General features: G+C 63.2%; 16 protein-coding genes and 2 pseudogenes. 7 read left to right on the forward strand and 11 right to left on the reverse strand.

Going from position 1 to position 19,735, the window contains the following annotated elements; all coding sequences use genetic code 11:
• Window positions 1-42: 42 nt before the first annotated feature.
• Entirely contained in the window at window positions 43-1,401 is a 1,359-nt protein-coding gene (locus tag ACVWY5_RS24705; protein ID WP_028336957.1) for a hypothetical protein, read from the forward strand.
• Window positions 1,402-1,438: 37 nt separating this feature from the next.
• Window positions 1,439-2,164 (forward strand): formyltransferase family protein, encoded by a 726-nt coding sequence (locus ACVWY5_RS24710; protein WP_038377842.1) that lies wholly within the window; start codon window positions 1,439-1,441, stop codon window positions 2,162-2,164.
• Window positions 2,165-2,173: 9 nt separating this feature from the next.
• On the opposite strand, the gene ACVWY5_RS24715 is transcribed toward ACVWY5_RS24710, so the two are convergent.
• The 3 genes from ACVWY5_RS24715 to ACVWY5_RS24725 all read right to left on the reverse strand — a co-directional run bounded on the left by ACVWY5_RS24715 (window position 2,174) and on the right by ACVWY5_RS24725 (window position 7,663).
• Window positions 2,174-2,395, reverse strand: a complete 222-nt coding sequence (locus tag ACVWY5_RS24715) for a hypothetical protein (RefSeq protein WP_028336959.1) — start codon at window positions 2,393-2,395, stop codon at window positions 2,174-2,176.
• A gap of 358 nt (window positions 2,396-2,753) precedes the next feature.
• Window positions 2,754-4,208 (reverse strand): short-chain fatty acid transporter, encoded by a 1,455-nt coding sequence (locus ACVWY5_RS24720; RefSeq protein ID WP_051376306.1) that lies wholly within the window; start codon window positions 4,206-4,208, stop codon window positions 2,754-2,756.
• A gap of 53 nt (window positions 4,209-4,261) precedes the next feature.
• Entirely contained in the window at window positions 4,262-7,663 is a 3,402-nt protein-coding gene (locus tag ACVWY5_RS24725; RefSeq protein WP_321176853.1) for a molybdopterin-dependent oxidoreductase, read from the reverse strand.
• Window positions 7,664-7,806: 143 nt separating this feature from the next.
• Between ACVWY5_RS24725 and ACVWY5_RS24730 the strand changes: the two genes are divergently transcribed.
• Window positions 7,807-8,484 (forward strand): GntR family transcriptional regulator, encoded by a 678-nt coding sequence (locus ACVWY5_RS24730; RefSeq protein ID WP_018272919.1) that lies wholly within the window; start codon window positions 7,807-7,809, stop codon window positions 8,482-8,484.
• 37 nt (window positions 8,485-8,521) lie between these two features.
• On the opposite strand, the gene ACVWY5_RS24735 is transcribed toward ACVWY5_RS24730, so the two are convergent.
• From ACVWY5_RS24735 to ACVWY5_RS24760, 6 genes and pseudogenes are all read right to left on the reverse strand, one after another.
• A complete protein-coding gene (locus ACVWY5_RS24735) occupies window positions 8,522-9,682 on the reverse strand; it encodes an acyl-CoA dehydrogenase family protein (RefSeq protein ID WP_028336962.1) in 1,161 nt (386 codons plus the stop codon).
• A 122-nt stretch (window positions 9,683-9,804) separates the two neighbouring features.
• Window positions 9,805-10,572, reverse strand: a complete 768-nt coding sequence (locus ACVWY5_RS24740) for a crotonase/enoyl-CoA hydratase family protein (RefSeq protein ID WP_028336963.1) — start codon at window positions 10,570-10,572, stop codon at window positions 9,805-9,807.
• 30 nt (window positions 10,573-10,602) lie between these two features.
• Window positions 10,603-11,385 (reverse strand): SDR family NAD(P)-dependent oxidoreductase, encoded by a 783-nt coding sequence (locus tag ACVWY5_RS24745; protein WP_028336964.1) that lies wholly within the window; start codon window positions 11,383-11,385, stop codon window positions 10,603-10,605.
• An 18-nt stretch (window positions 11,386-11,403) separates the two neighbouring features.
• Window positions 11,404-12,654: an acetyl-CoA C-acetyltransferase gene (locus ACVWY5_RS24750; protein WP_028336965.1), complete on the reverse strand. Its 1,251-nt coding sequence runs from the start codon at window positions 12,652-12,654 to the stop codon at window positions 11,404-11,406.
• A gap of 216 nt (window positions 12,655-12,870) precedes the next feature.
• A pseudogene (locus ACVWY5_RS24755) lies at window positions 12,871-13,134 on the reverse strand (helix-turn-helix domain-containing protein); the annotation flags it as partial.
• Between the two features lie 3 nt (window positions 13,135-13,137).
• Window positions 13,138-13,551: a hypothetical protein gene (locus ACVWY5_RS24760; RefSeq protein WP_321176854.1), complete on the reverse strand. Its 414-nt coding sequence runs from the start codon at window positions 13,549-13,551 to the stop codon at window positions 13,138-13,140.
• 791 nt (window positions 13,552-14,342) lie between these two features.
• On the opposite strand from ACVWY5_RS24760, the pseudogene ACVWY5_RS24765 reads away from it, so the two are divergent.
• Both ACVWY5_RS24765 and ACVWY5_RS24770 read left to right on the forward strand, forming a co-directional pair.
• Window positions 14,343-14,767 (forward strand): annotated as a pseudogene (locus ACVWY5_RS24765) (transposase domain-containing protein); the annotation flags it as partial.
• Window positions 14,768-15,988: 1,221 nt separating this feature from the next.
• Entirely contained in the window at window positions 15,989-16,192 is a 204-nt protein-coding gene (locus tag ACVWY5_RS24770; RefSeq protein ID WP_321176855.1) for a hypothetical protein, read from the forward strand.
• A 491-nt stretch (window positions 16,193-16,683) separates the two neighbouring features.
• On the opposite strand, the gene ACVWY5_RS24775 is transcribed toward ACVWY5_RS24770, so the two are convergent.
• Window positions 16,684-16,944: a DUF1488 family protein gene (locus ACVWY5_RS24775; RefSeq protein ID WP_080667227.1), complete on the reverse strand. Its 261-nt coding sequence runs from the start codon at window positions 16,942-16,944 to the stop codon at window positions 16,684-16,686.
• Window positions 16,945-17,790: 846 nt separating this feature from the next.
• Between ACVWY5_RS24775 and ACVWY5_RS24780 the strand changes: the two genes are divergently transcribed.
• On the forward strand, window positions 17,791-18,174 hold the full coding sequence (locus tag ACVWY5_RS24780) for a response regulator (RefSeq protein WP_028336970.1): 384 nt from the start codon (window positions 17,791-17,793) through the stop codon (window positions 18,172-18,174).
• A 103-nt stretch (window positions 18,175-18,277) separates the two neighbouring features.
• The gene (locus ACVWY5_RS24785) at window positions 18,278-19,057 is read left to right on the forward strand and encodes a sensor histidine kinase (RefSeq protein ID WP_028336971.1); all 780 of its coding nucleotides are present in this window, start codon (window positions 18,278-18,280) and stop codon (window positions 19,055-19,057) included.
• Window positions 19,058-19,449: 392 nt separating this feature from the next.
• On the opposite strand, the gene ACVWY5_RS24790 is transcribed toward ACVWY5_RS24785, so the two are convergent.
• Complete coding sequence (locus ACVWY5_RS24790) at window positions 19,450-19,692, reverse strand: hypothetical protein (protein WP_028336972.1); 243 nt, start codon at window positions 19,690-19,692, stop codon at window positions 19,450-19,452.
• Window positions 19,693-19,735 lie beyond the last annotated feature (43 nt).

Here is a 19,735-nt window from a genome sequence, read left to right on the forward strand (position 1 = left end):
GGACGCCCCGCACGTAGAAGGTTAACGAGGGGAAGTGCGGGCATGATTTCGGCTGACACGGCGCAAGCGACCGGCTTGCAGACGAACTTCGACCAATTGCTGGCGGCGAACGGCATCCGGATGAGCGCGGCGCAGCGCCGGCGGCTCGCATGGCTGTCGGAGCGGCTCGGACCCGCGGTCGTCCATCAGGCCGGCTCGGTGCCCGCGAGGGGCCATGGCGTCATCATTCTCGTCGAGCCGCCGAGCGGCCCCGCCGCCGAGATGCTTTACCGGTCGCTTCGCGCCGACTGCGCGGTCGTCGTCCCCTTCGGCGAGAATCCCGCCTTCGACTTCCTGAAATCCAAGCTGACCGACTTCGGAACGATCGGGCCGAGCTTCGATGGCCCGCATGAGATGTGGTGGGGCGGCCTCAATTGGCGCCCGATCGCGCCCGAGCAAGGCTCGAGGTCCGAGGCATCGCTGCGCGTGGTCTCCTGCTACCCTCGCGCTGGCGGCGACGATCATGCCCGCGCCCTCCGCGACAAGCTGGCCGAATTCCGGATCGTCTGCGATATCGCTCCGATCGACACCGCAGACGGCGCGCAGATGCGCGCAGCCGAGAAATCCGGCTTCATGTTGCGGATGTGGGAACAGCACCACGAGCCGCTGCTCTTCATCGAGGCCGACGCAGTCCTCAGCGAGCCGCCACTGCTGCCGTCATACCTTGATTGCGACATCGCGCTCCACAAATGGAACCGGTGGGAAATGTCGGCGCGCACCCTCTATCTCGGCCGTTCGCCCGCCGCCGAAGCGGTGCTGCGCAACTGGCATCACATCGCGAGCGCCTATCCCGCGGTCTGGGAAGGCTATTCGCTCGACCAGGCCTGGAGCCTGACATCGTCGCAGATGGCGCTCGACACCGTCTGGCTGCCGCGCTCATACCACGCTCCGGCCGAAGACGCCGGCACGCCGCGCCACACCACGGTCGTTCACAACCTGCCCACCGACAGCAGCGATCTTGGACCGGACGCCGAATTCGGCGTCGCGATGCGGGCCGCGCGGCGCGCCAGCCGCAGCAACGGCCGTGACGCCATGATCGTGATCCGGTCGCAGGCGGCCTCGCATGATGCGATCACCGTGATCATGCGCGATATCGCGACCAGCGACGCACGCGAAATGGCTGCCAGCATCGAGGCGGTCACCGGCGCGTTCGCAGCCGATTGCGGCGGGTTCGGCCGGCTCGAGCTCGCACTCTGCCCCTGGCAGGACGATATCCGCGCGGCGAAATCGGCCGCGAAAAGCGCGAACAACCGCATCATCGAGATCGCGCCGTGGCAGACGCTGCCGGCCGACCTGTTCCGCACCGTGGGCCAATCCCGCGATGCCGGCAGCGTCGTCGTGATGGCCGGGCAGCGCGGCTGATGACGCCGGGAAGACAGAGCCAGGGAAGGACATCGACATCATGAAGGCAATCATCCTTCTTACCGGCGTCGCCAATCAGCAGTTCGCGCTCACCGAACTGTTGAAGGCGCACAATCCGGCGCTGTCATTCCGCTGCGCGGTGACCGCCGAGGAGCTCGCGGCGATCGAGCCGGAGGTCTTGCGCGAGGCCCGGCTGCTGGCCTTCACCACCAGCGTCATCGTGCCGGAGCACATTCTGGCGACGCTCGGCCATGGCGCCTACAATTTCCACCCCGGCCCGCCGCAATATCCCGGCTGGGCCCCGGCGCATTTCGCGCTCTATGACGGTGCCCGCACCTTCGGCGCGACGGCCCATGTGATGGCCGCGCGCGTCGATTCCGGCCCGATCGTCGGGGTCGAGTCCTTCATCATTCCCGACAAGATCAGCGTGCGCGGGCTCGAACAGATCGCCTATGTGCGGCTTGCCCATCTGTTCTGGCGGATGTCGCGCGATCTCGCCTGCGATCCCACGCCGCTGGCGGAATTGGAGATCGCCTGGTGCGGAATCAAGAGCACCCGACAGATGTACCGCGAGATGTGCGAGCTTCCCGCCGGCATCAGCGCCGGCGAACTGGCGCGCCGGATCCGCGCCTTCCATGACGATTTCCGCGGCATCCCGCTGACCTGCTCGTTGCACGGCATCCGCTTCCAGCTCTCGACGACTGCCACGCAGCCGCCCGAGGCGCCACAGGTGGTCTCGCCGCCGCTCGCCGCGGCCTCCTGAGCAACGGCCTCAACCGCGCGTCGCACGGCCCCGGACCTCGCGGTGCCGCTGCAAGTGCGCCCTCACCGCGCGCTCCGCGGCGCGCGCGGAGCCGAAATAGCCACCGTCGAGGCCGTCAAAGGCGCGGTCAGAGGAGAAGAAGCAGAAGCCGCGGTTGTCGCTGACGACGATACCGGCAGTGCGATCCGATACTTCGATGACATAGGCTTGAGAGGTTTGGGCTTGGGACATGCGTGTTCGATCGCCGGACTACGGCGCTCCTATCTGATTGTCGGGTGCTTTGATTTACTGAAGCGATCAACAACAGACGCCGGTCGCCGCCGAGACGCAGCGATGCTGCATGCGGCTTCGCATGTCGCACATCAAGCTGCAGTGGTCGTGTCTCATTGCGGTGACCTTGGACAACACGGATATCGCGCATCAATATCCGGCCGAACCGCGCGGCGGTCAATGAAATGGCTGACCAAAGATAAGAGCCCGGCGCGACGCCTCATTCGCGGCCAGCGAGAAAACAGCACAGTTTTGGTGGTGACGGTTGGAGCGCTGAATTGGCCGGGTACCGTGCATCCCGATGCCCGGCCATGGTCGCTCAGGGCAGGATCGGCGGGTGATAGGCGAAGGTCGCCATCAGGATCGCGGCCAGCAGCATCACGATCGGGAAATGGATGAAGAACTGCACCGAGGTGTAGCCGATCAGATCCTTCGACTTCAGGCCGAGGATGCCGAGCAGCGGCAACATCCAGAACGGGTTGATGAAGTTCGGTAGCGTCTCGGCGATGTTGTAGACCATCACCGTCCAACCGAGATGCGCGCCGATGTCGTTGGCCGCCTTCATGATGTAGGGCGCCTCGATGATCCACTTTCCGCCGGCCGACGGCACGAAGAAGCCGAGCAGCGCCGAATAGATTCCGACCAGGAACGAGAACACGGTGGAATTGCTGGAGGCGCCGACGAACCAGTGTGCGATCGTGTCCGACAGCGTGGTGCCGCTGCTGTTCGGGACCTTGGTCAAAATCTGCGCAATGCCGGCGTAGAACGGAAACTGCAACAGCACGCCGGAGACACTCGGCATCGCCTTTGAGAACGACTCGATGAGGCTGCGCGGACGCCAGTGCAGCACGATGCCGAGGATGAGGAAGACGAAATTATAGGTGTTGAGGCCCGACAGCGTGATCAACGGATTGCCCGACTGGAACGTCTGCCACAACCAGCCGGCGGCAAGGAGCGCGATCAGGATCGTCAGCAGCGGGCTGAACTCCAGCCAGTCGCCCGGACGCGCCGGCTTCCTGGCCTCGATGCGATCATCGCCGAGCGCAACGCCGAGGTCTTCCGCCGTCTTCGCCTGCTCGGGCGCCGGCGTCGTGAAATAGCAGATCGCAGCAGAGACCACGGTCACCATCACGACGGTGACCATATTCTGCCAGGTCAGAATGGTTTCCGAGAAACCAATCACGCCGGTGATCGGCAGAAGCGATGCCGGAATGCTGCCGGCATTCGCCTGCAGCTGCGCCGCGGAAGAGGTGATGCCGAGCGTGAAGCCGCAGCCAAGCCCGAGGTAGCCGGCGGCGCCGGCCGCCCGGTAGTCGAGCCTGATGTCGGTGCGCCGTGCGATCTCCCGCACCAGAAGGCCGGAGAAGATCAGGCTCAGGCCCCAGTTCAGCAGCGACAGAAAGATGCTGAGCACGCCGACAAAGACCACGGCGCCGCGCCCGGTCTTCGGCACGCTGGCGAGCCGCGCCAGCACGGACGCCACCGGCGGCGACATCGCCACGACATAGCCGCCGATCGCGACCAGCGCCATCTGCATCGTGAAGGGAATCAGGTTCCAGAACCCGTCGCCAAAGGCGCGGCTGACGGCGAGCGGCGAACCGCCATGCAGGATCGCGCCGATTGCGACCGCAATCACCGCGATCAGGACGAAGACGTAGGCATCCGGAAACCAGCGCTCCGCAAACGCCACCAAGGCTTGCGAAAAGCGCGCGATGATGTTGTCCGCGACAGGTTTTCGTAAGCTCACGGTTTGATCGTGTGTTGCATTCGTCATCAATCTGATCCCCTTCCGGTAACGCGGTTACAGCCTTCAATTGTGGTTGGTCATCAAAGCGCGAGCGTGAGATCGGTCAGCGGCACGGCCTGGCAGGCGAAGCACTGTCCCTCGCTGCCATCGACAGGGCCGAGATGGGTGAACTCGCCGTCGACGACCTGAACCGCGCAGCTTTCGCATTGCCCGACACGGCAGCCGCTCGGCAGCGCGACGCCCGCCGCACCGGCCGCATCAAGCAGCGTCCCCTGCTCCGGCCGCCAGGAAAAACTCTGCCTGCTGCCCGCAAGCCGGACGGTCCGCGGCGCAAGATCGCTCGGCACCGACGGCGGCGACACGAAGCTCTCGGCAAAAATGTCGAAGCGCGGCATACCGAGCACCACCGCAGCCTCGATCTGCGCCGCGACGAAGTCCGGCGAGCCGCAGATGTAGACCAGCGGCCGGCGCGCCAACAGCGGTTTGACCTGTCCGAGATCAACCCTTCCCTTGCGCAACGAATGCGAGTCAATCGGGTCCTGCGCGAACGGCGCGGAATAGAACGTCACACGCTTCAGCCCCGGAATACCGGCTTCCAACTCCCCAAGCCGCTCGGCAAACGGATGCTCCGCGCTGCTGCGGCAGCCGTGGAGCAGCAGGATTTCGCCAACGCGATCTTGTGGGGCGATCCGTTGCAGTGTTTCAAGATGGCTGATGAACGGCGTGATGCCGATGCTGGCGGCGAGGAAGATCAGCGGCCGCGGCCCCTTCAATGGCGGCGTAAAGATGCCGCCCGGCGGCTCCAGCACGACCTCGTCGCCGAGGGCCAGGCGATGCAGACGATCCGGCATGAAGAACGGCGCGTCGCCGCTCGGTGCCTCATTGAAGAAGCGTCCCTTCACCGCAATCGACAGTGCATGCGGCAGATCACCCGATCCGGTCAGCGAATAGGCCCGCGCCTCCGTTGCGCCGGGCAGCGAGACCATCACGTGCTGGCCTGGCAGGAAGTCGGGCAGCGGACCGCCGTCAAGCGGCAGCAGGTTGAGCGCGATGACATTAGCTGCCTCGGCGCGACGCGCGCCGACCGTGAACCGCCGCTGACCGCTCCACAGGCCGCGACTGGCAACGCCGTCGCGCCTGATGTCGCAGACGATCGCGCGCAGCGGGACGGAGCCGCTGACCGGATCGCGCGCATCGTCATGCAGCACGGCATTGATGTTGCGAGTGTGGATGCCTTCCGTCGCGGAACGCTCGCGGCCGAGCGGCGGACAGTCTTCCCACCAGCCGAATTCGGCGACGACGACGCGATCGTCGAGCGCCGCATTGAGGCGCACCTTCAGGCGCACGGTGCCGCCATGCGTCTCCACCACGGCCCAGTCGTCTTCGGCAAGGCCGCGCCGCGCGGCGAGCTGAGGACTGATCTCGACGGCCGGATCGGGCGACTTGCGCCGCAGCGAGGCGACGTGCCGATAAGAGGAGTGAACGAACCAGCCGCTCTTGGCGGTGGAAAGCGCGAGCGGAAAGCGTGCGTCCGGCGCTGCCGCGAGCGGGCTGCCGACCGGCTCGACGTGGTCGGGCAAGGGATCATACCCGTGTCCTAGCATCAGCTCGGAATAAAGCTCGACGCGGCGTGTCGGCGTTGCGAATCCGGCAACCGTTCGGTCCTCGCGCGCCACGGCGTATTTTTCGTCGCGGAATATCTGCGGGAAGCGGCGGCCTTCCGGATGGTCGCGCAGATCCTCAACACCGATGCCGAGTGGCGCCAGCTGGTAGTTCCAGCCGGCCATGATGTCGCCGCCGAAGAACAAGTCGCCCATCCCGAGCTTGAGCGCGAGCGCGGCGGCGATCTCGTAATCGGCCTTCACCTCACCGACCGGCTCGACCATGCGCGGGCGAAACTGCACCGTCTCGACAGCTTCCTGCGTGATCTCGAATCCGATCTTGAGCGCATCGCGCTCCCACGGCGTGCTGGCCGGCAGCACGAAATCGGCGCTCTCCGCGGTCGGGTTCATGAACATGTCGATATGAACCTGGAATTCCAGCGCGTTCAGCGCGGCGCGGTTGCGCTCGGAGTGGCCCTGCGAGACGACGAAGTTGGTGCCGAAGGCGACCAGCGCGCGCACCCGGTAGGGCTCGCCGTCGAGCACGGCGCGGCTGAAGTCGCGCGCCGTGATCCAGCCCTTGGCCGGCGGGCCGAGCGGCAGCTCAGCAATGCCCAGCGCCTTTGCCTGCTGCTCCGGTGACAGGATGTTGTAGTCGTTGAGGGCACGGGTCGGCGGCGGCACCGGCCAGCGATTGCCACCGAGCCGATCGCAAGCGCCGGTCAGCGCATACAAGGTTGCGATCGTGCGCTCGATCGCGGTCGCGTTGGTGTGCTGGCCGACGCCGGTCCAGGAATGATAGGCGAACCGCGGCCGGCGAGCGAGCAGCGTGTTGAATGCATCGACGTCCTCGACAGGAAGCCAGGTCAGCTCCGCGACGCGCCCCGGCGTGTAAGGCGCGGCTCGCTCGACGAGCAGTTCGAACGCGGTTGCCGTCGCTATCATCTGGCCGTCGCGTGTGCGGACCTGCAGCGTGCCACGCAGCTGGCCAGGGCTTTCCGGCGCGTAACGCGTGTCGCAAGGCACGGGCGCGCCCGACGCATCGAGACGAACGAAGGCCTCCTGCGCGCCATCCGGCCACAACGCGTCGGCGCGCAGGAAGCGTCCCGTCGCACGATCGACCAGCAGCGATCCATTGGTCCATGCGCTGACGAAATCCGCATCGAAGCTGCCGGTTGCGATGAGGTGACGGATCGCCCCCATCGCGAGCGCACCGTCGGCGCCCGGACGAATGCGCAGCCACAGATCGGCCTGCTGCCCCGAGCCGTTCGGCTTGGGATCGACCACCACGACCTTGGCGCCGCGACGCCGCGCATCGGCGATCCGCGTTGCCTGCGCGAGCCAGGTGCGCGCCGGATTGTGGCCCCACAGGATAATCGCATCCGCATTGTCGTAATCGGGAAAGCCGATGCCGCGGCCGAAGGTCAGCGCGTGCGCATAGTCCTTGTGCCAGCCGCAGATCTCGACCGCATAGATCAGGTTCGGGCTGCCGAAGCCGCGGATGAAGCGCTCGACCCACTCGAAACTGTCGACCATCGGCGTGCCGCTCGGCGTGGTGACGCCGAACGCCACCGCTTCGGCGCCGCTCTCGGCGCGGATCGTACCGAGCCGAGCGGCGATCTCGGTCAACGCCTCGTCCCACGACACCTCGATCCAACCCGGATCGGCGGCACCGCGCGGCCGGGTCCGCTTGAGCGGAACGGTCAGCCGGCGCGGGCTGGCGACGATTTCCGGCGCCGCTCTGCCCTTAGCGCAAAGCGCGCCGCCGGTCGGGTGGTTATTCAATACCTCTACACCGACAAGACGCCCGTCCTCGACCACGGTGACGGCACCGCAGCGCGAGCGACAAAGCGTGCAATAGCCGGGTAGCCGCTGTTTCACCGCCGTCTCACTTTCCGATCGCCCCATGTGACGCATTTTTGTAATGCGTTACACATTTACGTCATACGCTACCAGCCGCGTCAAGGCTAAGTAATAATCAGGGACGAATCGGAGTTCCCAACGAGAGGCGGCCACGACCACCCATGGACCAGAATTTGCGAGAACAGGTGCTGCAGCGGGTGCGGGCCGAGATCATTTCCGGGCAAAGCCTTCCGGGCACGATGTATTCGGTGCCGAGTCTCGCGGCGAGCCTCGGCGTCTCCTCGACGCCAGTGCGCGAGGCGCTGCTCGAGCTCAGCCGCGGCGGCCTGGTCGAGCCGATGCGCAACCGCGGCTTCAAGGTGGTCGAGCCGACGCTGACCGAGTTGCGCAACCTGTTCGACATGCGCGAAGTGCTCGAGCTGCACGCCGCCGTGCTGGTCGCCGCCAATCCGCCAAAGGATCTGGCAGTCGTGCGCGGCTGGGCCGACCAGATCGCCAAGGCCGTCGAGACCGACGACGTCCAGCTCTATCTGGAAGCCGACCGCAACTATCATCGCGAGTTCATCGCGGCCGCCGGCAATGACCTGCTGACCGACACGGTGATGGGCCTGCGCGACAAGATGCGGCTCTACGGCATCAGCTCCCGCGCGGGCCACGAGCGGCAGCAAGCGTCAGTGCCCGAACATTACCGGTTGATCGAGCTCGCGCTCGCCGGCGAGACCGAGGCGCTGACCGCCCTGCTCCGCACGCACATCCGCTCCTGGGAGCCGATCTTCGTCGATGCATTGCTGCGCTCGAAAGAGCATGCGCGCGAGCCCCTGCGGCAGGCCCGCGGCTGATGCGGAGCGGAGGCAGATAGCCGGTCGTGATGACCGGCTAGTCCAGAATGCTCTTGTAGTGCTCCGAGAAGACATCGCGGCCGATGATCAGCCGCATCACCTCGGAGCTTCCTGCCAGTATTCGATTGACGCGCGCGTCGGTAAACATGCGGCTGATCGGATATTCATCCATGTAACCTGCGCCGCCGTGCAACTGGACGCCAAGATCGAGCATCTTCCACTCGACCTCCGACGACATCATCTTGGCCTTGGCGCCCATGTTGCTGGTCAGGCGTCCGGCATTGTGCTCGGCCACGCAGTGATCGACATAGACCTGCACGAGATCAATTTCGGCATCCATCTCCGCCATGCGGAACTGGGTGTTCTGCTGTTCGGCGAGCGGCCGGCCGAACAATTTGCGGTCCATCACGTAAGTGCGCGTGATGTCGAACGCCTTGCGGCCATTGGCGATTGATCCGACCGCGGAGATCAGCCGCTCCTCGGCAAGGCCTTCCATGAGATAGTAAAAGCCCCTGCCGGGTTCTCCCAGCACATTGGCCTTGGGCACCTTCACATTGTTGAAGAAGAGTTCGGCAGTGTCCTGCGCCGGCATGCCCATCTTCTTGAGATTGCGGCCGCGCTCAAAACCTTCCATGCCGCGCTCGACGATCAGGAGCACCATGGCATGCTTCTTCTCGGCGCCCGCGAGCTTGGCCGCGACGATCACCACGTCGGAATTGATGCCGTTGGAAATATAGGTCTTCGAGCCATTGAGCAGGAAATGATCGCCCTTGTCTTCCGCCGTCGTCCGCATGCCGGCGAGGTCCGAGCCCGCGCCGGGCTCGGTCATCGCGATGGCCAGGATGGTCTCGCCGCTGACGCATTTGGGCAGGAACCGGTCGCGCTGCTCCTCGGTGCCGAAGCGTTTGAAGTAAGAACCGACCAAGCGGCTGTGCAGCGTGTTGAACCAGCCCTTGCAGCCCGAGCGCGCGGTCTCCTCGATGATGATCTGCTCATAGCGGAAATCCTCGTCGCCCATTCCGCCGTATTTTTCCTCGGGCCAGATCATCAGGAAGCCGAGGTCACCGGCCTTCTTGAACGCGCTGCGGTCGACGATGCCGGCTTCCCGCCACTCCTCCATGTGAGGCGTGATCTCGCTGGCGAGGAACTTGCGGTAGGAGTCGCGGAAAATGACCTGGTCTTCGGTAAAGCTGCGCATCAATCACCCAATAGCGCTCTCATGGAACCCCGCCGGCGCGCGGCGAAGCATCGGTAAAAAGTTTAGAGCGCCGGTTCTGCTGCAATCAAAACCGACGCTCCGTCATCGAAACAGGCGATGCCCTACTTGCCCTTCCAATTCGGCGCGCGTTTTTCCGCAAAGGCAGCCGCGCCCTCGCGGGCATCCTCGGATACGAAGACAGGACCGACGATCTCCTGCTGCCTCTTCCACATCTCATCTTCCGGCCAGAGCCGTGATTCGACGATCACCTGCTTGGATGCCTTGACGGCGAGCGGGCCGTTGGCACCGATCGCTGCCGCGAGCTCAAGCGCGGCGTCGAGCGCCGGGCCGTCGGTCACGCGATTGATGATGCCGAGTTGATAGGCGCGTTCGGCGCCGAAGAACTCGCCCGTCAATGCGAACTCCATCGCCACACGGAACGGCATCTGGCGCGGCATGCGGATCAGCCCGCCGGCCGCGGCGGCCAGCCCGCGCTTCACCTCGGGGATGCCGAACTTGGCGTTGCGGTTGGCGACGATCATGTCGCACGACAGCGCGATCTCCATCCCGCCGGCGAGCGCATAGCCGTCGACAGCCGCGATCAGCGGCTTCTTCGGTGGCGCCTCGGTGAGGCCGGCGAAGCCGCGGCCGGGGATCGACGGCCGCTCGCCCTTCAGGAACCCCTTGAGGTCCATGCCCGAGCAGAATGTGCCGCCGGCGCCGGTGATGATGCCGACGCTCAGGGAATCGTCGGCGTCGAGCCGGTCGATCGCCGCGGCCACACCCTTGGAGAGGGCGAGGTTGGCCGCGTTCTTCGCTTCCGGCCGGTTCAGGGTGATGATCAGGATAGGTCCACGGACTTCAGTGAGGACCGGGGTTTCTTCGGACATCGTTGGTCTCCTGTTGCCGTGCGCAATTGCCTAGCGCGGGGCCATGCGGATGGCGCCGTCGAGACGGACGTCTTCACCGTTGAAGTAGCCATTGGTGATCATGGTCAGCGCCAAATGCGCATATTCCTCGGGCATGCCGAGACGCTTCGGGAACGGCACCGACGCGCTGAGCGCGGCCTTGACGTTCTCCGGGGCGCCCTGCAGCAGCGGGGTGTTGAAGATGCCCGGCAGGATGGTGTTAACGCGGATGCCTTCGGCCATCAGGTCGCGCGCGATCGGCAGGGTCATGCCGACCACGCCGGCCTTCGAGGCAGAATAAGCCGCCTGCCCCATCTGGCCATCCTCGGCCGCGACCGACGCTGTGTTGACGACCGCACCGCGCTCGCCGTGCTCCAGCGGAGCCAGCGACAGCATGCCCTGCGCCGACTTGGCGATGCAACGGAAGGTGCCGACGAGGTTGATCTGGATGATGCGGTTGAAGGCGTCGATCGGGAAGTGGGTGGGCTCGCCGGTCTTCTTGTCGCGGCCGGCGGTCTTCACCGCGTTGCCGGTGCCGGCGCAGTTCACCAGGATGCGCTCCTGGCCATGCGCAGCGCGGGCCTTGGCGAAGCCCGCATCGACCTGCTCGTCCGAGGTGACATCGACCTTGCAGAACACACCGCCGATTTCCTTGGCGATGGCCTCACCTTTCTCTTCGTTGAAGTCGAAGATCGCGACTTTCACGCCTTGCGCAGCCAGCGCGCGCGAGGTGGCAGCACCCAGGCCGGAAGCGCCGCCGGTGACGACGGCAGCGACCGATGAATCGAGTTTCATGGCAATATCCTTTCGCGATCAGATGCGTTCGATGATGATGGCCGGCGCCATGCCGCCGGCGGCACACATGGTGACCAGGCCATAGCGTCCGCCGCTGCGCTCGAGCTCGTCGAGCGCCGTGCCGATCAGGATCGATCCGGTGGCGCCGATCGGATGGCCGAGCGCGATCGAGCCGCCATTGATGTTGACCTTCTCGCGGTCCAGCTCGAGGTCGCGGATGAATTTCTCGGCGACGACCGCGAAGGCCTCGTTGATTTCCCAGACGTCGATGTCGTCCTTGGCCAGGCCGGCCTTGGCCAGAACCTTCTTGGCCGCCGGAACCGGCGCGTTGAGCATCAAGGTCGGATCGTCACCCTGATTGGCATAAGCCACGATGCGGCCGCGCGGCTTGAGGCCGTGCTTCTCGGCATATGCCTTCGACGTGATCAGCACCGCGGCGGCGCCGTCCACCACGCCCGAGCTGTTGCCGGCATGATGCACGCCCTTCCACTCGAGGTCCGGATAGCGGCGCTGGATCTGTTTCTTGAAGGTCACGCCGTTGCCGAGATCGAAATCGGCAAGCTGCTCGAAGCTCGGCTTCAGCGAAGCCAGTCCTTCGGCAGTGGTTTCCGGGCGGGGGAATTCTTCGCGATTAAGGGCAATGCTGCCGTCGTCGTTGAGGACGGGGATCACAGACTTGGCAAAGCGGCCTTCATCGATGGCCCGCTTGGCGCGCTGCTGGCTCGTCAGCGCCAGGGCATCGCAGGCCTCGCGGCTGATTCCCTCGCGCGTGGCGATGGCGTCGCCGCACACGCCCTGGTGCGACTGCGGATGAATCTCGTCGAGCGCCGGATTGCCCGACCCCATCATCCGCGCCGGCTGCCCGGCCTTGGAGCGCTCGGCTGCGAGGGTCTGTTGATAGCTCATCATCTCGGTGCCGCCGGCGATGACGCAATCTTCCATCCCCGACATCACGGACGCTGCCGCGAGATTCACCGACGTGATGCCGCCGCCGCAGAAACGATCCAGCGTCGTGCCGCTGGCGTTGATATCGTAGCCCGCCGCTAGCGCCGACATGCGTCCGAGATCGCCGCCCTGCTTGCCTTCCTGAGTCGATGTCGACCAGATGATGTCGTCGACGGTCGACGTGTCGAGCTTGTTGCGCTCCTTGAGCGCGCCGAGCACCGTCGCGGCCAGATGCTGCGGATGCAGGTGCGACAGCGCCCCCTTGCCCGGCTTGCCGATGCCGCGCGGCGTGCGAACAGCGTCAATGATGTATGCTTCAGACATGCGTTTCCCTTTGCTTCGGATGTTTCGTTAGCTTGCGCTCGTACCGATAGTCCCAACCGTTTCCGCGAGGCGTCAACGGTGTGGCGTCACTGCAAGCGGCTCGGCAATTGAGTTGCGCTGATCTTCGAAGTACCCGAAGCGCGGTACCTGCCGGAGTTGCTGCTCGTCGGCGCAGACAGGCTTGTCGCAACCCTGCGCAAACAACGGCGCGCCGGGCGCGGCGGCGTGGGGACCGAGAGCATATTTCTGCTCTTGCGGCAGATAGATCAGCTGGCCGATCTGGGTGAGGGTCAGCGTGAGACGCGAGACCGTCGATCGCGGAAGACCACAGCGATCGGCGATTTCGCGATTTCCCAGGCGTATGCTTCGACCTTCGAAGCAACGCACGATGTCGAATGCGCGCGACACCACCTGGATCACGCGCCGGTTGTCCGTGCCGGCAGTCTCTTGCGCCATCAGTACCTCAGATCGACGTCCCATCGTTTACGCCTCACTCCTCATTTTCCATACGGGTGAACGAAGCCCACTCTGCTTCGAGCGGCAGACGCTGATCCGCGACATCACGGCTGGGCGCGCATCGCTCGCGCGCCCGAACTGATGTGCGGGATTTGGCGGCAGGGGTCCGCGGCGTGCACCGCGTGGGCGATTGCAGCGGTGCTGCACAGCTTGTTCCGGGATCGACGGTCTGACGCGATGGCCGGTCGCTCCGGCGTTCGGTCTGCCCGCGGTGATCACACCGACGTTGCGCTCGGCAAGGCGCGCGTCCTGCTCGACAAGGTCATTCTCAGCCTGTTCGAGGCCGCTGCGCACGGAATGCACGAGCATCTGGTTTTCCAGCCAAGCGAAGCCGCGACCGCGCGGGGCAAGCAGCTTCGGATGTCTCTGGCCGGCCAGCATCAGGCGGATTCTTTCCCTAGGGTTTTGGGCTTTAATTAATTGATTAATTAGTCAGGTGATTAAAGTGGGCGCTCTCCCCTGTCAACCGCCCTCACCGCAGGGCGCCCCGCGCTCAGCCCGCACCTGCACCCAACGCCCTGTCAGTGCAGTGATCGCGGACTTGTCGTGATGAACTTCGTCAAATTCAGACCGCTGCCGAACGGCGATCGAAATTCCGCGCGATAGCGGACATGCCCCGACGATTTGCCAGCCGGTGCGAAGCGCACGCGCTAGCATGAGAGCAGGGATCAGGGAGCGGCGTGAGGAAGCAGGCAATAGCGGTTGTCGGAACAGACGCGACCGCTGGCCGGGATGACCGTTACGAGGGCGAACCTAAGCTATGAAAGCTTGGTGGGCGCACCAGGGCTCGAACCTGGGACCCGCTGATTAAGAGTCAGCGACGGCTTGAGAACAATCAATGACTTACTGGTCGCACCACTGGGCTCATCCGGCCGAAAACGGGCTTTCGTCGCACGGTCATAATGCTTCGGTGGATTGTCCGTTACTCTGAACCACCCGTCGGATCGAAAGGCCTATTCCGCGATCGGCGGCATCGCACCCTGCCCTCCGGGCAAAGGTCACACGTTCGAATCGTGTCGAGTGCGCCAGTTTTTCTCTATTTTACAGCGCGATATGCGCGCCCGAACCGAAATTGCAGTTCTGTCCCATTCGAGCGAGTAAGCAATCAGGAGGATTCGTCGCCGAGTTTAGCCAGTTGTTCGTGAGTTTAAGCAAAGGCCTCCGGCCAATCTCAACGCCTGCGGGTTGCCGCCCAGCGTCAGGTCCGCCTTTCTGAGCTAGAAACCTGGATGCGCCAGCAGCGAGCATCACTCTCCACCAAGAACGGTACCGCCAAGGCGATCAACCACCTTCTCAACCGCTGGACAGCGTTCACCCGCTTCCTCGACGACGGTCGTGGCTGCTTGTCAAACAGCGCAGCCGAACGTGCCTTCCGTGGCAGGGATCGGAGACTTTTGCCGGCTCGGACGCTGGCGGTGATCGCACAGCCGCCATCTATACGTTGATCGAGACCTGCAAAATGAATGATGTTGATCCGCAACCTTGGCTAGCCGACGTGCTGGCGCGGCTTCCTGATCATCGCGCCAGCCAAGTCGCCGATCTGCTTCCGTGGATTTGGAAAGCCGCTCAACAATCCAAAACTGCCGCCACAGCCTAAACGCGGGTCTTCGCCGGACGCGTACGAAATGGACGACCACACTGCGATAGGATTGGCTGAAAGGGCACAGATGGAAGCGGCCGTCGCACAAGACCATTTCTACTGCGCGATCTAGGATAAGAACGATAAGTCGGGCAACGAAGGCGACGTGATGCTGTGGACTGGCCAAAACTACGCGGTCCACCGGCAAGGTCTTCTCGCCGCGGCAACGACTGGACCCGCCGCTTCAAAAAGATCGCCAACGACCCCTATTTGCTCAACGCCGGATCCGCGATCGACATGAAGAAACGCGATTGGAGTCTTTGTGACGTTGTGCCTCGCTGGAGCGATTTAGCGGCCGTCGGGAGTATCAAGGTCGCAATGGGCCATAAGGTCCATCGTGCCGCGTCGGATTTCAGCAGTTCGCATCGGCCCCGCTACCCCCTGGACATGGCGCGGCTTACCCGCCCTTGGGGGCGTTTTGGGGTTTGGTTCCCTTCCACGCCTTGGTTTATTTTGTAGCATGTACCGGATTTAGGGCGCACAATCACCATGTCACCGCCCCGTACTGTGGCAAACATCGGTGATGAGAACGCCAGTCGCGCTCCCGCCAATCCCGAAGGGATGGAGCAGCGCATGCATAGTCATCGTCGTATTCAACAATCTGAAACGCGTCAATTTAGACTGGCCCAAGTGGCTGTTCGCTTGCGCCAACAAGCGACGGGCACTCTGCCGCGCATCAAACGCGAGCGCCTTATCCGCAGAGCCCAACAAGCCGACACGGCCTCCCAGATGAACGAGTGGCTTCCTCGCCCCGGGCTGAGCACACTGGGTTCGAGCGGGCCGCCGCACCGCCGCGATGCCTCCTAGAACGAAAAGCCCGGCCACGAGGGCCGGGCTGATCGGAAATATATTCGAAGATGGACAATCCATAGAACTACCGCGTATCGACCCGGCAGTCGTTGCACAAAGCGACGGTAAACGTCCGCAACACGACGGTGTCCTGAACAGGGCGTGAACAAAGTGCTCCCGCCGCCGCTACGACGTCGCCGGTGCCGAGAATGTTGGTGATGGTTACAGCCAGCGAGCGCTTCGGTCCTAATCCTTGACTAAGCGACGCAGGTGGAAAGGAACTGCCATGCATCGTAACCTCGATGTTTTCAAGGACGCCTTGTTTTGGGGTGCAATGGCCTTCGGCGTGTCGCCAATCGTCTTGAGTGGCGCGCTTCTGGTGTGGCTACATTGACAGTCTCCGAATTGGAGCAGCGCAAGGCCGGCTCGGCTGCTGGCGATCTTCCTCTGCTGCTGGCGATCTTCCGGTCCGTCCAGTTCTTCCCGCCGCGTGAACACCATCGCCGCGAGATCGGCGATGTGGTTCTGAACGCGGTAACCGTCGAACTTGTTTTTCGTGAATCCATTGTTTGCCGGACGGCACGCGGTCGATAAAGGGCGCCAGAGAAACGACCTCAGAGCGGGTGGCATCTGAGGCCGCTTGAAACCTTCCGCCGGGCAATGAGCAAAATGTCGACCGGCCAGTAGGCTAGGCTCTCGGAGATAAGATCACCGATTGCTGAGGATCAAGAACTCCAAAGATCGTTCGTTCCGTCGTAATCTGAAATATTTGAGTGTCCTAACTAAATGTGGCCTCACCTCCCCAACTGGGGGTGCGCTCGCGCCTCGCAGCCGCTCGACAAACCAGAACGCCCAGATCATGAAAAAGGAGAGGAGGAAAATTCCTCCACGCGCAAGGAACGTCGACGCAAAATCTGTAACCGCGACATCCTCTCAGGAGGTTGATCGCGTGCAGTCTCGATTCGAATCTAACTGGAGCGCCGCTGCCACAATGTCTTTCGGCGATCGGATCATCGAGACCAGCGTTGCTCCGCCGTTTCGAACCTTTCACCAATCAGGACCGAGGCTTCGCCACAGATACTCGCTCAAAAATTAGCGGCGACCAGATCGTAAGAACCCCTGCTTCCGCGAACGTAGACCTTGGCAGCGGCGGCGCATATCCGATCACGGTTGGAATCGAATGCGTTCAGAAGACCCGACTCGTCAGGACGGGCATCTGGTTGGATGCGCCTCAACGCGCCCTCGTCTATGAAAAACGATGCCTCTATCGCGCTATCGTATCCCCAAAATCGCACGGCATGCCGCGTTCGATCATATGAACGACTGTGATTTGGAAACTCAATCATGTGGCTGTGACCGATCAACTTCTCGGTGCACGAGGCGCCGTGCCCGTCTGCAGACCCGCACCGAGGCGTATTCGACGGCCATCATATCGCTGCAAGATCTGGCGTGGCGAAAGCTCGCGCAGCGCAAGTGTGATTGAAGCGATCCGGTTGCGGTCAAGTATAAATGGCTACACCGGAACCGGATTACAACCCTGCTCGATCCAGCCCCGACAAATAAGTTTCAACGAACCTCGCTATTCGGCGACGTGTCACTATATCTTCCATATCACCGCGCGCTTCCCCGGCTGTCATCGGTGACTGAGAGCATTGCCGCCGCGACCAAAAGGCGGCCGATATGTCCAATCTCTACAAGTTCAGTGTTCGCGAGTGGTTGGTGCCTCCGGTATTGCTGCCGATCTTTTTTGTGCTGCTAATCGCCGCCGCGATGCTCATTCAATGGTAGTCCACCTCGGCTGGCCGACACAATCGGCTCAGGCAAACAGCTCGTTCGCCTCGACGAAACAAACCCGGCCATCGTTGGCTAAGGAGCTGGACGCCAGAGCGGTGGCCGCCCTGGATAACGCTCGCCGGGATACCGCCGGGAGATCAGCGCACGAAGGCGATGAACAAGGCAATGATCCTGCGAAATGCCGCTGAAATGCACGAGCATTTCTTCAGCAAGAGCGGCGCGCCCGCGCAATGACGGCCGTTTAGCGCGACTTCCTTCCCATCCACCGTTCACGCATCGTGATTGGCTCGCGTGTTCAGGAAAAGAGCGCTCTGGCATGGATCATATGGGCGCCGAGATGCTTGTCCCTGATCGACCGCCTGTCCGAGTCGATAGCCGTTCTCGTGGACGCCCATCCGATGGTGCTCGATCTTTCATGCGTTCCAGCCGTCTTACTCATCGTCGAGGACGAGATGTTGCTCCGCATGCGCGCAGTCGACATGGTGGAAGACGCCGGCTACACGCCGGTTGAAGCCCTGGATGCCGACGAAGCCATCGCGATCATGGAATCCAGGTCCGACATCGCGCTGATGTGCACCGACATCCAGATGCCCGGCAGCCTCGACGGCCTGGGACTTGCACGTGCCGTGCATGAACGTTGGCCGTCGATCAAGATCATTGTGGTGTCGGGAAAATTGAACCCGTCGAGCACCGAGCTGCCTGCCTGCAGCAAGTTTTTCGGCAAGCCACTCGACGCCAGGCAAATGATAGCCCAGATGCAGAGCATGATCGGCCAGACCTGACGACGGCAGCCTTCACGTCGAATGCCGGCAACATCGTCTGATGGCGTCGTCAGAGCCCGCCGAAGATCGGTGCGGCAACCAACTCAGAGTGATAGAATTGGGGATGACTGAAGACGATCTCCATACAGACCAGCGCGCCGGGAGCGGCGCAGAACCGCACCAGGACTTTCTGGCGGCGGAGAATGTCGGCCTGCGGCTTCTGCTTGCGCAGGCCGAGATCAATACCCGCAGTCTGCTTGCCAATGCCGGCATTAAGGCGCGGGAGCGCGAGGCATCCGACAAGCTGCAGAGGCTGATCCTTGAAGAGCTGCACCACCGCATCAAGAACACGCTCGCGACCGTGGGGGCCATCGTCTCCCAGAGCCTGCGCACTTTGCAGGGAGCTGAACACGCGCAGCACGCGATCGGAGGCCGGCTGCTGGCGCTCGGACGAGCGCACGATCTCCTTCTACAGACAAGATGGACCAGCGCAGATCTTGGCACCGTCGTCCGCGGAGCCACCGAAGCCTTTGACAGTCCGGATGTACCGAAATTCTCGATTTCGGGACCAGATATCCGGATGACACCGGGTGCCGTCATCGCCGTCGCGATGACGCTTAACGAGCTTTGCACGAACACCACGAAGTTTGGCGCCCTGTCGGTCCCGGAGGGACACGTCGACATCGCCTGGGCGCTGGATCCACAGACACAGCGCTTGCACCTTGCATGGACCGAGACAAACGGTCCGACAACTTACCCTCCGGAAAAGCACAGCTTCGGGACACGGTTGATCGAGACGCTGGGAAAGCAGCTCAAGGGCGACGTGCGGTTAACCTATGAGCCGACCGGCTTCGTGTACGCATTCGACGTGCCGATCGCTTCCCTGACCTCGCCGTCGGCGTAAGTCCGTATTCAGATCGATTGACGGAGCCAGGGATATTGCTGGTCCGGTAAACAACGGCCCCAGGCAGGGGGGAAGAACTGGGGCCGTCATTCATCGGATACCGAGGGGGACGGCATCCGGTCACCTCTTACCAGGTTTGTCTCGTGAAATTGGTTCCAGCCTCCATTCGAGAGCAAGGGGGCGAGCGTGAAACTTGGCACACTCAGTGCAGACAGACAGCTACCGGAGGATTGCAATGTTCGGACTAATACAACGCCGCCAGTCATTATTCGGGCCTGGCGGCGTTGTGCGTCGTAATTCCGGACTCTTGAGCCACCACAGCCATCGGTAGCTGTGCCTCGAGCACGCGCCGCCGTCCAAGTCACCAGCTTTTTCGGCGCGCGCAATCGACCTCAGTCGAATGCGGATGGAAGCTCACCCTTGCGAAAGATGACGGTTGGCTCGTCGTCATAGTCACTCATCTCGGGATCGCCGGTGGATGAGAAGGCAATGACGCCGAGCTTGCTTAACGCCAGTCTCTCTGCCGTCTGCAGTGCGCCCCTTGCCGTCTTGCAGGCGATCGGAGCATCGGCTTTCAAGAATCCTCTCCGGCCGGCGTTGAACGCCTGGACGAAGTAGCTTGTTTCGCGAGCCATGCGCGTCTCTTTGGGGCGCTTCTTTGAGCGCGAAGGTCACACC

The organism is Bradyrhizobium sp. USDA 3256 (assembly GCF_054058275.1).